Source organism: Salipiger sp. (assembly GCF_059781815.1).
This window is the reverse complement of record NZ_JBYNAH010000142.1, coordinates 1-13,504: the sequence shown is the minus strand read 5'-3', so window position 1 is coordinate 13,504 and position 13,504 is coordinate 1. Positions and strand designations below refer to the sequence as shown.

At 64.1% G+C, this 13,504-nt stretch carries 12 protein-coding genes and 2 pseudogenes; 10 read left to right on the top strand and 4 right to left on the bottom strand.

The features are described 5' to 3' along the window. The 8 genes and pseudogenes from AC6RA4_RS16150 to AC6RA4_RS16115 all read left to right on the top strand — a co-directional run. On the top strand, positions 1 to 1,148 hold a 1,148-nt coding region (locus AC6RA4_RS16150; RefSeq protein WP_500162055.1), incomplete at its 5' end, for a tripartite tricarboxylate transporter permease. Positions 1,149 to 1,168: 20 nt separating this feature from the next. Further along, complete coding sequence (locus AC6RA4_RS16145; protein WP_500162053.1) at positions 1,169 to 2,032, top strand: isocitrate lyase/PEP mutase family protein; 864 nt, start codon at positions 1,169 to 1,171, stop codon at positions 2,030 to 2,032. Then, positions 2,032 to 3,465: a 3-isopropylmalate dehydratase large subunit gene (leuC, locus tag AC6RA4_RS16140; protein WP_500162051.1), complete on the top strand. Its 1,434-nt coding sequence runs from the start codon at positions 2,032 to 2,034 to the stop codon at positions 3,463 to 3,465. Before AC6RA4_RS16145 ends, leuC begins: the two co-directional genes overlap by 1 nt. Continuing rightward, positions 3,462 to 4,079, top strand: a complete 618-nt coding sequence (leuD, locus tag AC6RA4_RS16135) for a 3-isopropylmalate dehydratase small subunit (protein ID WP_500162049.1) — start codon at positions 3,462 to 3,464, stop codon at positions 4,077 to 4,079. The genes leuC and leuD overlap by 4 nt, the downstream gene beginning before the upstream one ends. A 30-nt stretch (positions 4,080 to 4,109) precedes the next feature. After that, a pseudogene (locus AC6RA4_RS16130) lies at positions 4,110 to 4,427 on the top strand (3-hydroxyacyl-CoA dehydrogenase NAD-binding domain-containing protein); the annotation flags it as partial. Positions 4,428 to 4,447: 20 nt separating this feature from the next. Next, positions 4,448 to 5,041: a 3-hydroxyacyl-CoA dehydrogenase family protein gene (locus AC6RA4_RS16125; RefSeq protein ID WP_500162047.1), complete on the top strand. Its 594-nt coding sequence runs from the start codon at positions 4,448 to 4,450 to the stop codon at positions 5,039 to 5,041. Positions 5,042 to 5,067: 26 nt separating this feature from the next. After that, positions 5,068 to 6,228 (top strand): iron-containing alcohol dehydrogenase, encoded by a 1,161-nt coding sequence (locus AC6RA4_RS16120; RefSeq protein WP_500162045.1) that lies wholly within the window; start codon positions 5,068 to 5,070, stop codon positions 6,226 to 6,228. A 122-nt stretch (positions 6,229 to 6,350) separates the two neighbouring features. Then, positions 6,351 to 6,461 (top strand): annotated as a pseudogene (locus tag AC6RA4_RS16115) (IS6 family transposase); the annotation flags it as partial. Between the two features lie 951 nt (positions 6,462 to 7,412). Here AC6RA4_RS16115 and AC6RA4_RS16110 read toward each other — a convergent pair. Together AC6RA4_RS16110 and AC6RA4_RS16105 are read right to left on the bottom strand one after the other, a co-directional pair. Continuing rightward, entirely contained in the window at positions 7,413 to 7,922 is a 510-nt protein-coding gene (locus AC6RA4_RS16110; RefSeq protein WP_500162043.1) for a hypothetical protein, read from the bottom strand. Between the two features lie 449 nt (positions 7,923 to 8,371). Next, positions 8,372 to 8,590, bottom strand: coding sequence for a hypothetical protein (locus tag AC6RA4_RS16105; RefSeq protein ID WP_500162041.1), 219 nt, complete (start codon positions 8,588 to 8,590; stop codon positions 8,372 to 8,374). Between the two features lie 85 nt (positions 8,591 to 8,675). Between AC6RA4_RS16105 and AC6RA4_RS16100 the strand changes: the two genes are divergently transcribed. Further along, positions 8,676 to 9,800 (top strand): helix-turn-helix transcriptional regulator, encoded by a 1,125-nt coding sequence (locus tag AC6RA4_RS16100; protein WP_500162039.1) that lies wholly within the window; start codon positions 8,676 to 8,678, stop codon positions 9,798 to 9,800. Between the two features lie 33 nt (positions 9,801 to 9,833). Here AC6RA4_RS16100 and AC6RA4_RS16095 read toward each other — a convergent pair whose 3' ends face one another. Together AC6RA4_RS16095 and AC6RA4_RS16090 are read right to left on the bottom strand one after the other, a co-directional pair. Beyond that, positions 9,834 to 10,121 (bottom strand): hypothetical protein, encoded by a 288-nt coding sequence (locus AC6RA4_RS16095; protein ID WP_500162037.1) that lies wholly within the window; start codon positions 10,119 to 10,121, stop codon positions 9,834 to 9,836. 597 nt (positions 10,122 to 10,718) lie between these two features. Then, positions 10,719 to 12,824, bottom strand: a complete 2,106-nt coding sequence (locus AC6RA4_RS16090; protein ID WP_500162035.1) for a calcium-binding protein — start codon at positions 12,822 to 12,824, stop codon at positions 10,719 to 10,721. Positions 12,825 to 13,025: 201 nt separating this feature from the next. On the opposite strand from AC6RA4_RS16090, the gene AC6RA4_RS16085 reads away from it, so the two are divergent. Further along, entirely contained in the window at positions 13,026 to 13,298 is a 273-nt protein-coding gene (locus AC6RA4_RS16085) for a hypothetical protein (RefSeq protein ID WP_500162032.1), read from the top strand. Positions 13,299 to 13,504 lie beyond the last annotated feature (206 nt).

Genomic DNA, 13,504 nt, shown 5'->3' with positions numbered 1-13,504 from the left:
TCGTGGTGCTTGAGCCGATCTCGGGCTTCGTGCTGCGGCTCGGCCCGTCCGAACTTTTCCTGGTCGCGGTGATCGGCTTGCTGCTGATCGGGCTGATGACCGAGGGCTGGTTCGCCCGTGCCGTCGTCGCCGGCGCCATCGGCGTGCTTTTGTCGCTGATCGGAATGAGCTCGGCCGGCATCGAGCGCGGTACCTTCGGGTCGATCTACCTGCTTGACGGCATCGACGCGAATGCGGCGATCATCGGCATTTTCGCGGCCTCGGAGCTGTTCCGGCTGGTCAAGCACGACTACCTCGTCGAGGCGCAGGACAAGCGCAGCGTGTCGATCCGCGAGATCGGCAGCGGCTTCCTCGATATCCGGCACTACCTCCCGACGCTGACGCGCGGGTCGCTGATCGGCTCCGGGCTGGGCGTGATCCCCGGCATCGGCTCGTCGATCGCCAACCTCGTCAGCTACACCATCACCCGGCAGTTCTCGAAGGATCCCGGCAGCTTCGGCAAGGGCAACCCGAACGGTGTCGTTGCCGCGGAATCCGCCAACTCGTCCTCCGAAGGCGGCTCGATGGTGGGGCTACTGGCGCTCGGCATCCCCTCGAGCGCGGCGACAGCGATCATGCTTTCGGCCTTCTCGATGCACAACATCACTGGCGGGCCGCGCTTCATCAGCGACCAAAAGGACGTGGTCTACGCGATCATCGCCGGCAATCTGATCCAGGCGGTGATGCTCGGCATCATTGGGCTGCTCTTCATCCGCCTGATCGTCTACCTCGTGCGGGTGCCGCTTGGCTTCTTGCTGCCGCCGATCGTAATCTGCACCGTGCTGGGCTCCTACGCGCTCACCTCGAGCATGTCGGGACCGGTGACGCTGCTTGTCTTCTCGCTTCTGGGGCTCGTGCTCAAGCGGTATAACTATTCGGTGGTCGCGACGGTCATCGGCCTGCTGCTGGGGCTGATGATGGAAGGCAACCTTGTGCGCACCTGGCAGCTCGGCAGCTCCAGCCTAAGCCCGATGGTAACCCGGCCGATGTCGCTGGCCCTTCTGGCGCTAATCGCCGGCGCCGTGGCGCTGTCGTTCTGGCTGTCGACCCGCCGCAAATCCTCATCCCAATTCCCTCAACAGGGCGACCCGCGCCGCGGCGACGCCTGACAAAAGCAAGGACCAGACCCATGGCAGATCCCAGACTGAAACAAGCCATTGCCGCCAAGGATTTTGTCGTCGCCCCCGGCGTGTTCGACCTGATCTCGGCACTGATGGCGAACTCGTTGGACTTCAAGGCGCTCTACGTTACCGGTTACGGCACCGTCGCCTCGTATCTCGGCGTGCCCGATGCGGGAATCGCCACCTATCGCGACATGCTCGAGCGTGTGGCGCAGATCTGCAAGCGCACCGAGCTGCCGGTAATCGCCGATGCCGATACCGGGTATGGCGGGCTGCTCAACGTGCGAACCACCGTCGAGGGCTACGAGGCCGCCGGCGTGACCGCGATGCAGATGGAGGATCAGGAATTCCCCAAGAAATGCGGCCACACGCCGTTTCGCCGGGTGATCTCGACCTCGGATATGCAACGCAAGATCGAGGTCGCCACCAAGGCACGCAAGTCGGATGATTTCCTGATCATCGCCCGCACCGACAGCCGCACCTCGCTGGGCATCGACGAGGCAATCGCGCGCGGTCAGGCTTATGCCGAGGCCGGCGCCGACGTGGTCTTTATCGAGAGCCCAGAGAGCGAGGCTGAGATGGCCGCCGTGTCCGAAGCGGTGAAGGCGCCTCTTTTTGCCAACATGGTCAATGGCGGGCGCACGCCGTTGCTCTCTGCCGAGCGTCTGGCCGAGCTCGGCTACGACATCGCGATCCACCCGGCGGTGGGCTTCCTCGCGGTGACACGGGCGCTGGAGAAAGCCTATGGGGATCTGCTCGCCAACGGGATGACCAGCGACGACATCGACCTCTATTCCTTCGCCGAGATGAACAAGCTGCTCGGCTTCGAGGACATCTGGTCCTTCGAAAAGGAATGGGCCGAGGCTGTCTGATGTCAGAGGCGAACAGCGACAACAGGGCGCGCACGCTATACGAGAAGCTCTGGGAGAGCCATGTCGTGCGAGAGCGCGAGGACGGCACGACGCTTCTCTATGTGGATCGGCACCTTCTCCACGAGGTGTCGACGCCGCAGAGCTTCGTGGCGATGGAGCGACGCGGACTAACCCCGCACCGCCCGACGGCAAACCTCGCTGTGCCGGACCACGCGGTGCCGACGCAGCATCGCGACCGACCGATCGCCGACCCGCAGGCGCGGGCGCAGACCGCGCGTCTGGTCGAGAACGTCGACCGTCACGGCATTCCCTTCATCCCGCTGCTCGACCGGCGGCAGGGCATCGTACACGTGGTCGGGCCCGAGCAGGGCTTCACCCTGCCGGGGATCACGCTGGCCTGTGGCGACAGCCACACCTCGACCCATGGCGCCTTCGGGGCACTGGCCTTTGGAGTCGGCGCCTCGGAATGCGGTATCGTGATGGCTGCGCAGGCACTGGCGCAGCGCCGTGCCCGCACCATGGTGGTGCGGATCGAGGGGGCGCTGCCCCTCGGCGTCACTGCCAAGGATCTTGCGCTGGCGCTGATCGCGCAAATCGGGGCCAACGGGGCCTCGGGGCATGCCATTGAGTATCAGGGCGCGGCGATCCGCTCGCTGCCGATGGAGGCCCGCATGACGCTGTGCAATATGGCCATCGAGGCCGGGGCCCGGGTTGCGTTGATCGCGCCTGACGACACCACCTTCGACTGGCTGAAGGGCCGACCGATGGCGCCGGAGGGGGCCGACTGGGAGGCCGCCGTCGCCTACTGGCGGACCCTGCCGAGCGATCCTGACGCGCGCTTCGACCGCGAGGTAATGCTCGATGCCACTGCGGTGGCGCCCTTCGTCACATGGGGCACCTCGCCCGAGGACGCCATCGCGATTGATGCTTCATTGCCTGACCCTGAGACCCTCTCCGATGCGCAGCGCGCGGGACGCATCCGCAAGGCGCTTAGCTACATGGGGCTCGAGGCGGGCCGGCCGGTGGCCGGCACGCCGATCGACACAGTCTTCATCGGCTCTTGTACTAACGGTCGGCTCGCCGACCTCCAGGCCGCTGCGGCGGTGCTGCGCGGCCGCAGGGTCGCGCCCGGCGTACGGGCGCTGGTCGTGCCGGGCTCAGGGCTGGTCAAGCAGGCGGCAGAAGCCGAAGGGCTCGACCGTGTGTTTACCGAGGCCGGGTTCGAATGGCGCGAGGCAGGCTGTTCGATGTGCGTCGCCATGAACGGCGACATGCTGGCGCCAGGCCAGCGCTCGGCCTCGACCTCGAACCGCAACTTCGAGGGCCGGCAGGGCCGTGGCGGGCGCACGCATCTTGTGTCGCCGGCGATGGCCGCCGCCGCCGCCGTCACCGGCACGCTCACCGACATACGCACACTGGAGGCCCGACCATGAGCGCCCCGCTGATCCGGGTCGAGTCGCAGGCGATTTCCCTGCCCGAGACCAATATCGACACCGACATCATCTTTCCCGCCCGCTTTCTGCTCAAGATCGACCGAGATGGGATGGACGAGTGCCTGTTCCGCGACCGGCGCTATGCGCCCGACGGCACCATGCAGGCCGAGCATCCGTTCAACGATCCCGCACTGCGCGACGCCAAGGTGCTGATCGCGGGGTCGGGCTTTGGCTGCGGCTCCTCGCGTGAGCAGGCGGTTTGGGCCCTTGTCGATTGGGGTATCCGGGTGGTGATCGCGCCGGATTTCGGCGACATCTTCGCCGGCAACGCGCTCAAGAACGGGTTGCTCTGCGTCCGCCTGCCGGCGGCGCAATGTGACGAGCTGGCACAGCGAGCCGAGGTCGGAGCGCGCTTTGGCGTCGATCTGCCGGGCCGCAGCCTGACCGTCGATGGCTACGCGGTGGCAGCTCTTGAGCTCTCCGACGGGGCAGTGCAGGCATTTGCCGAGGGTTGGGATGAGATTGACGTGATCCTCAACCGGGAGAGGGAGGAGATCCGCCGCTTCGAGGCGCAGCATCGTCAGCGCCAGCCCTGGCTCTTTGCTGCCGGCTAAGGGCGATTGCAGAGTTAGGGAGTCGACCAGATGACTGAAATTGCGACCGTCGCCATCATCGGAGCCGGGCTGGTGGGGCAGGGCTGGGCCATCGTCTTTGCCCGGGCCGGTAGACAGGTCCGGATCTTCGATGCTCGCCTCGATGCGGAAGCGGAGATCCGGCCGCAGATTGCCGCAACCCTCTCGGGCATGGCGGCGGTCGGTCTGTGCGACAACCCCGAGGCATGGCTAGCGCGTATAAGGTTTGCGCCGAGCCTCGAAAAGGCGGTGCGTGGCGCCGATTACGTGCAAGAGTCCACCTTCGAGCGCATCGACGTGAAGCGCGAGACCAGCGCCGCCATCGGGGCGGCCCTTGCGCCGCATGCGGTGTGTGGCTCCTCGACATCGGGCTTTCCCGGCTCGGACTTCCTGGCGATTGCGCCAACCGCGCCCGCATGCTGGTGGTTCACCCGGTCAATCCGCCCCACCTTGTGCCAATCGTCGAGATCGTACCGACGCCATGGACCGATGGCGACGTGCCAGGACAGGTGCGCGCGCTCATGGAGGCGGTGGGGCAGTCGCCCGTGTCGCTCTCGCGCGAGATCCCGGGTTTCGTCCTCAACCGGCTTCAGGGAGCCCTGCTCGACGAGGCCTTCGCACTGCTGGCCGGGGGCTACGCCAGCGCTGAAGATATCGACCGCACGGTGCGCGACGGGCTGGGGCTCCGCTGGGCCTTCATGGGGCCGTTCGAGACCATCGACCTGAACGCGCCGCAGGGGCTCGCCGACTACGCGATGCGGCTTGGAGCGATGTTCTCCGGCTTCGCCGCGCAGCGCGACGCCGACCGGAATTGGCGTCCGGAGGCGGTGGCGCGGGCGGATGCCGAACGCCGGGAGGCGCTACCGCAAGAGGATCTGGATGCGCGCCGTCTGTGGCGGGACGAAATGCTGATGGCGATCCTGAAGGCCAAGGCAAACGGCTGAGGCAGCGACCGAACAAGGGGAAACGCATGCAAGGATTCACGTTCAATACTACGAAATCGGTGGTTTTTCGACCGGGCGCGGCCGACGAACTCGGCGTGATCCCGGGCGCCCTGCTGGGCGCGAGGGTGTTATTCGTCACCGATCCGGGCTTGCAAGAACTCGGGCTGTGCGACGGCGCTCTGGCATCGCTCGCAGCGAGCGGCGCGGAGGTCACCATCTTCGACCGCATCGAACCCGATCCCACGCTGCCAATTCTCAAGGCTGCGATAGAGGCCGGCCGGGCGGCCGGCGTGACCGGGGTGGTAGGCTTCGGCGGGGGATCCTCGCTCGACGTCGCCAAGGTTGTGGCACTTCTGCTGGGCTCGGGAGAGCTGCTGGATGAGGCCTGGGGCGTGGACAACGCCAAGGGGCCGCGCCTGCCACTGGTGCTGGTGCCGACCACCGCGGGCACGGGCTCGGAGGTCACCCCGGTCTCGATCCTCACGGTGAGCGATGTCGAGAAGCGCGGAGTCTCGTCACCGGTGATCCTGCCCGACATCGCGCTGCTTGATCCTCTGCTCACCACCGGGCTTCCGGCGCAGATCACCGCCGCCACCGGCGTCGATGCCATGGTGCACGCCATCGAGAGCTACGCCTCGGCCAGCCCCAACAACAACCCGCTGAGCAGGATGCTTGCCCGCGAGGCACTGCGCCTGCTGGGCGCCAACATCCGGACCGTGGTGGCGGAGCCGGGCAATGTCGAGGCGCGCGGTGCGATGCTGTTCGGGTCGATGCTAGCTGGCCAGGCCTTTGCCAATTCGCCGGTCGCCGCGGTGCACGCGCTGGCCTATCCGATCGGAAGCGGCTTTCACGTGCCGCACGGGCTGTCCAACGCGCTGGTGCTGCCGCATGTGCTGCGGTTCAACGCGCCTGAGGCGCATACGATCTATGCCGAGATCGCAGCCGATGCCTTTCCCGAGCTCGCGACCATCGCGGGCACCGAAGTCCGCTGCGACGCGCTAATCTCGGCGCTCGAAGAGCTGGCGCGCGATCTCGAGATGCCGTGCCGGCTGCGCGATGTGGGCATCCCTGGTGAGGCGCTTTCGGGAATGGCGCGGGACGCGATGCTGCAGGGGCGGCTTCTGGTCAACAACCCGCGCGAGGTCGGCGAGGGAGATGCCCGGTCGATCTACGAGGCCGCGTGGTAGTCGCGCTGGCTTTGTCAGGTTGTCGCTAACTTCGCAGCGGGATAGCTCACAGCCGTGTTCGATATCGCCGACATGCCTCGGATCGAGGGCTTCCTTTTCCAGCGGAGTGGGATTTTGGTTGTGCCGTTTGGGCCTACCATCGGTCTGCACAGAGTCTGGGGGATGTGGAAGATCTGTTGGGGGAGCGTGGCGAGACGGTTTCGTATGAAACCGTCCGCGACTGGGTCGCCCGGTTAGCCGAGGTCACTCATGTCCGAAAAACACGGAATCCGCCATACACGACCTCCGGCCGCGGGAAATTTGACGGGGAGTGGCTTCAACAAGGCTCTCCTCCCGCTGATATCGTCCCGAGATCATGAACTACCACTCGTGAGAGCGGTGACATCTCCGTCTCTCCCACACGGCGGCTCACGCAGCCTCGCAGCTTCCCTTTCGAGCAGTAAACGCAAGGGCAACAGGGTCTCCAAGCTCGCTAAGGTCGCGTCGGGAATACGTAGAGAGCGACGCGGCGGGGCTTCCATCGCTTTTCCCGCCACCAGTCGGTTTGTCGCTTCGCGAATCGGCATCTGGCTGGTGCCAAACGCTTCGGCGAGCTGTGGCAGTGCCCTCCTCCTCCGTCGCAATCCGGTATCGTATGCAGAGCAAGCGCTGCGTCGACGGCGCGATGCGCGGCATAGCAAACCGGAAAGCGCTTGATGCTCGGTGAGATGGTTTCGAGCCGCAATAGGCTGTGCTCCAGAGCGACGGGCGCGCTCAGATCGGGCGTGCCGCCGGGACTGTGGACCTGGAGGAAGCCGTTCGGCGCTTCGATCCCCTCAGGGGTGTCCGATTGTAGTTCTTGGTACATGTGAGGCCAAAAAGGCACACGAATAATGATGTTTCACAGAACCTGGCCGGACAAACGGCCATTCCCGGTGCCGCGCCCACCTGAAGGACGAGCGCGGCCGAAGCCGATATGTGTCAGGTCTTGATCGGGCCGAGCTGCCCGGTTCCCCATTCCGCCCAGGAGCCGTCGTAGAGTTTGGCCTCCCGACCGATCCGTGCCAGTCTGAGCGCAAGGGTGCAGGCGGTCAATCACGATCCGCAAGTCACGATGGTGCCGGTGGTGGGGCCAGCGCCGATCTTCTCTTGCAGCGCCGGTGCGTCCGGAAAGCGCCCGTCGGGCCCGGTGGACGGGGACGCAGTCACGCTTGGCGCATCAGCAGGTAGTCAGCACGGCAGCAGATCAGCGTGCGAACTGCGTGAATTAGCGCCATCGCGGCGTCACCGGGCTGCAGGGCCGCAGCTGCGAGCATCGGCGTCAGGGTGGCCAGAACGAAGATCCGGCTGAGCAGCGCGGCGCTGCGGAACACCGCAGTGATCGACGGGCTGGAAAAGCAAGCCGCATTGCCCAGCTTTCCGACGGCGAGCAGCAGGCCCGACAGTATGGCGAGCACGAGGTTCCCGTAGCTGGCCAGCGACAGGGCAAGCGCCAGCGCACCCACTCCGGATAGAAGATCGCCCCACTGCGTCAGCCGCGGCGAGGGCGGCCCTGCTGCGGCCCAGGCGCGATGATAGAGCTCTCCTGCCGCGAGGAAGAGGGCAACCGCGACGGTCAGCCATGTGGCTCCGGGATCTCCGAAGAAATAGGTCCGGAGGGCCGCCGCCTTCGACTGCGCCCGGCCATCGGTGGCGGCAAGGCATTGCGCACTCATGCCGGCTGCCAGGGCGAGAAGGTTCGCGGTGTTGTAGCAGCCGCCAGGTCCGCGCAGCCGCGCTGTCGCCCCGGCGAGGCCACGGCCCACCGCGCCTCAGAGCGAATGGCCAGAGGACGGGGCCGCTTCCCGCGGAAGGCTGGGACAGTCCATGGGCCTGCTCCTTGTTTGCAATCGGCGGGACAAGCCTGCATTCGGCGCGACGGCAAGGCATCACCCGATCGCGGGATGCGTTGCGTGATACGGCATGCGACTCGGCTACCGGCGGAACTTCCGATGCAGCAGGGGCGGCAGCGTTGCGATCGGTCCAAGTCCGGGGTTTCGCGCCAGGCAGGTCTCGCCGTCCTGCTGGCCGGGCGCCGATGCCGGGGGACCGCTAGTGTGGCGGCCGGCCCCGGCGCGGGGCTGGCCTTCGGCTGACTTGTCGGGTCCTCCTCCCGGGCGGGCTGTCAGAGCAGGGGCCCGCTGTCAGCGCCACCAGGGCCGCTATCGATGTCCCAGATTAGGTCGAATGGATTGGCTCCTTCGACGTCATAGCCCGCCGCATCGCCCATCTCGCAGAAGTCGAAAAGTCCATCACGATCTCTCTTTTGCCGCAATTTTTTGTAATCATGGCCCATGGAGTCGGGCACATCCCCCGATCGGGGGATGCCGATCGGCTTGGACATGTGAGTCGGGGTGACCTTGTCCCGTCTCTTTCTGCACTTTCAGCACTGGCCGCCCGCGGGCGAAGCCAGGGAAAGGCTACACGGCATGGATCATCTTGACAGCCTGACCGGCCCTCCCGACCTGAATGGGGTGATCGGCGAGATCTACGAGATCGCCTTCGCCGAAAACGCCATCCCCCGTACGCTGGACCTGCTGCGCCGCACCACGCGCAGCCGCTGCGCGATCTTCTGCCACCGCGACATTGGCGGTGGCGGCATTGAGGAGAGCAGTGGCATCGATCCGGAGTTCGATGCGCCGATGGCGCGGCTGATGCATTGCAACCTCCTGGCCCACCGGACGCACCTGGTGCAGGTAGGCCAGCCGATCTGCAGCACCGACCTTGTCCGACCCGAGGAATGGCGCGGAAATCCGCTATACGAAGAGGTCTGGAAGCCCGCCGGGCTGCATCGCTGCTTGGGCGTTCTGTTTGCCCGGGACCAGCGGCAGATTTCGACGCTGGCCCTCTTCCGCGAGGCGCGTGACCCGGCGCACGAGGCGCAGATGCATGAGATCGCCGCGGTCCTGTCGCCGCATCTGCGCCGGGCCATGGCGCTGCGCCGCTCGGTCCTGTGCCAGCAGTCCCGCGCCGGCGCACTTCGGGAGGCGCTCGACCTGCTGGCCTTGCCGGTGCTGATCGCCGAGGCGTCCGGACGGATCGTCCATGCCAACCGCGCCGGTGAGGAGGCGCTACGCGCGGTCCCGCATCTGGCTTTGTCGCACCGCCGCCTGGCCGCGTGCGAGGCGGCGGACCGTGACCGGCTGCAGGCCCTGCTATGCGGCATCGAGCAGGGCTGCGGCAGCAGCATCACCTTGGGCGCCGGCAGCCCGGCCCCTGCCTGGCTGCTTGCGGCGCCGCTGACCGAGGACCGGGCGTCCGGCCTGGGGCTGCCGCAGGGCGCGAGGCTCGGCCTGATCGCCATCCAGACGGCAACCGCGTTGCCCTGCAGCCACCACGCGGTGCTGCGTTCGCTGTTCGATCTCAGCCCCGCCGAGGCCGATCTCGCGGTGGCTTTGGGCCACGGTCAGACGCTGGCCCAGGTCGCCGCCGAGCGCGAGGTGACGCTGAACACGGTGCGCAGCCAGCTGAAAGCGCTCTTTGCCAAGACCGGGGTATCGCGCCAGCCTGAACTGGCGCGCCTGGTCACGGGGATCGACCAGCTCCGGCATTGACGCGCCCTGCTGCCGGGTGGCTCGGCGCCGCCACTACCGCATCGTCAGCGCGATGGCTCGGGCCGCGTCTTCGAAAGCTTCGACCAGTGCCGCATGGTCCGCCTCCCATTCCTGGAAGCGCAGCAGGCCGTCATGCATCATGGGCCCCTGAGCAAGGCCGATGCTGGCAATCGCATCGCGCTCCTCTTCGGAGAGAAAGGCAATCCCGACCGTTTCCACCGTGACTGCGCAGCGAAGGTCGAGCTCATGGGGCAGCGTGTCCTGCCCGAGGACGGCCCCGCACAGGTAGTAGCTTGCCAGAAGTGACATGAAACCGTTCACGTTCCTGCTCCTTTTGCATTGGGCGCGACTGGTGCCGCGAAGGACCTGCATCCTGGCCCGGCCCGGTCGGACGAGACCATCCATGGCCCGGTCCATCCGGCGGCGTCGCGGGGCGCGGGATGCGGCGCCAGCATGCTCCGGCAACCACGCGGTACCGGGCCCTAGCCTAAAGGCATGGCGGCGGGCGTTCTTCACTCGATCGGAGGATGACATGATGGTCCGCAGTCGGTCGGGCGGGCAGCAGTGCGGCTCGTGATTCCCGCCAGAAAACCGCTACCCAGATCCGCGGACACCGCTGTCGGCTCTCCCCTCACCGGCGGCGTTGCCGGAGCCCGCAGGAGTTGCTCGGGAAGGCCGAGAAGCACAGCGGATGCATCTGCATGAACGCTAGGAACTAGCTTGCGCGACAGTTTCTTGCGAAACACGACCTCGCCAGCTGCTGTCGCTCCGTGCAAATGAAAGACCTACTTCGCCAGGTCAACGTCGATGATAGAGACTTCCTTCATAGCCTTTTCCTCCTGATCCTTCATGGATCAATCTGGCACAAGCTCCGTCAGGAGGGGCTACCCAACCCATCATCATCGCCCGTCCGGCCCCTCAGAGCACAAAATCCTCCGCGATATAGCTGGAAGCTAGCACAGCGCCATCTTCAATGCGAATTGTAAGATCCGCGATGCCATCGTTATTGACGCAGGCTCTCACGACCGTTTCTCCGTTCAGCTCCAAGAGCCAAAGTGAACCTGCCCCGAAACTTAAACCTTGTTCATCATCGAGAACGCCCCAGAAGGTGAAGCTATCAATGCCGCTCTGCGTTTGGTCAGCGTCAACGTTCTCAAGATTTATGACGTCGCCCGTGGCAAGTCCGGCACCAGAAAAGTCGCGTATAGTGGCGGTGCCAACCCCATATTCGGCCCCAGACAAAATGAATTGGTCATCGCCGCCTCCTCCTTCCATGACGTCAGCCCCGCCTCCCCCCAAAATCAGGTCAGCGCCTGCTCCTCCAAAAATGGTGTCATCCCCTGCAACACCGTAGATACTATCGGAGCCCGCTCCTCCGAAAATAACATCGTCTCCAGGACCGGCAAACAGTGAATCATCTCCAGCCCCTCCATATACTTGATCATCCCCCTCGCCAGTCTGGATGCGATCGGCGCCGTCGCGACCATATATTACGTCATCACCATCCAAAGTGGTTATGCGATTATCTCCCGCTGTCCCAAAAATCTCGTTCTGAGATAACTCGCTGTATAAAGCCTCAAAGTTCAGAGCCGAATTTCCCGAGTAGTTCGTCTCACCGGTCTCCATATCAAGACGCAGAACCTCAGGACGGTTGCCGCTCACACTGAACCAGATCGTATCTTGTCCGAGCCCTCCATCTCGAATGCCATTCGGCGAAAATAGGGTGACGACCAGATCGTCTCCAGTGCCCCCGTAGCACTCTCCCGAACCATTCATGCGCAGTATGTCATTGCCACTCCCGCCGTATACGGTATCCGTCCCCCCTCCACTTTCAACGGTATCGTCTCCTGCGCCGGCCAGAATGCTGTCATTTCCCGGGCCTCCGTAAACGGCGTCCTGGCCATCGTCCGCCAGGATCGTGTCATTCCCCGAGTTGCCGTAGAGCCTGCTGCTGCCCTCCTGGTCAAACAGGAAGTCATCCCCACTCCCGCCGTGAAGCAGATCTGATCCTGCGCCCGACAGAAGTGTGTCATCTCCTGAGTTTCCCTGGAGCGCGTCATTTCCTTCCAGCCCGTAGATACTGTCATCTCCACCAAGCCCGGTCAGGAAATTCGCCGAGGACGTACCGAATATCCGGTCGTCACCAGCGCTCCCCGTTACGTGTTCTATGCTGGAAAACGACTCGTCGGTCGGACCGGACCTGCTTAACGCGCGACCAAACCTCAGATCGATCTCCCAGCCCCCGTCGCTGTACAGGTAGCTGATAGTGTCTTGTCCAGAGCCCCCGTAGAAAACATCCGTCCCTTCGTTTCCGGTCAGAAGATCGTTGCCCTCTCCTCCGACGAGGATGTCGTTCCCACCCCCTCCGATAAGGAAATCGTCCCCGGAACCGCCATTGATGCTATCAGCACCAGCGTCCCCAGACAGCGTATCATTACCCTTCCTACCAAGGATGGTATCCGTGCCAGATCGGCCGTACACGAGATCGTCGCCATCCATGCCGTCGAGGAGATTTGTACCACTCGTACCATAAATGACGTCCGATCCGAGGCTGCCTATGATATTATCGAAGCGTAGCATTTGCTCTACAGTCGAGCCGCTTCGACTTTCCGCGCTGCCAGCCTGAAGGTCAAAAACCCATCCTCCATTACTGTAGTCATAGTTTATCGTGTCGTTTCCCGGGCCACCATCGTAGAGGTCTTGACCCCGGCCAGCAAAGACATAGTCATCCCCCGATCCCGCATAAATTGTATCATCTCCATTGTCATCATATATCAAATCGTTTCCGAAAAAACCGTCGACAAGATCATTCCCATTGCTGCTGAAAATCGTATCGTCGCCATACCCGGCATATATCGAGTCGTTTCCGATACCGCTATTGATGAAATCACTTCCATCGCCAGCGGCTATGTAGTCGTTCCCTCCCCAACTGTAGATCAGGTCACTCCCGGCCAGCGCGTTGATATAGTCATGCCGGCGAGTACCATTAAGGGTATCGCCCCCTTCCGTTCCATCTATATACATCTTGCCATCCGATCGATATGTAATGTCCTTCGAAACCGCCGAAGCTCCACCGTAGGCATAGAGCTGTCAGGTGCGCCTCACCCATATGAGTGAGAAGAACGCACTTTTTTGAGGGAGATGACCCACTATTTCCCAAATTTCCCCAAAGCACCCAGGTCTGAGGAACTGGTCACGTAAAACCCCGACATCACGCTGTTTGAATTGTGCGACGCGCTGGCCGAGGCTGAAGGGGGGTCGGTGCACCAATCCTCGATTTCCAATCTGCTGTCGCAGTTCGGTTGTACGTACAAAAAAGTCGCTGGTGGCCGCCGCGCACACGTAAGACAGCAGCGCAAGGACTGGTTTGCGCACCGCATCCGGGCGATGCAGGCGCAGCCCGAACGCGTCGTGCTCATTGACGGAACCTCCATGAAGGCGAATCTCACCCAGCTGCGTGGGCGGGCTCTGCGTGGCGAACGCCTGGAGTTGGACTGAATAGCCCCGCGTTTCTTAGACGCCTTTGTATCTCAGTTTCTGCAGCCTCAGAGCGAAGCTGCATTCAGCTATTCGAGGTACTTTTTCTGGAGAAGAGCATTCCTCAGACGCGGCGGGCAGTTTGCCCCCCGCTTGGCCACTCTGATCACGGATTCAGATTCTCGCCGCCACAGCAGAGGGTGGCGAGGCAGGTCGTCAGCGTATCG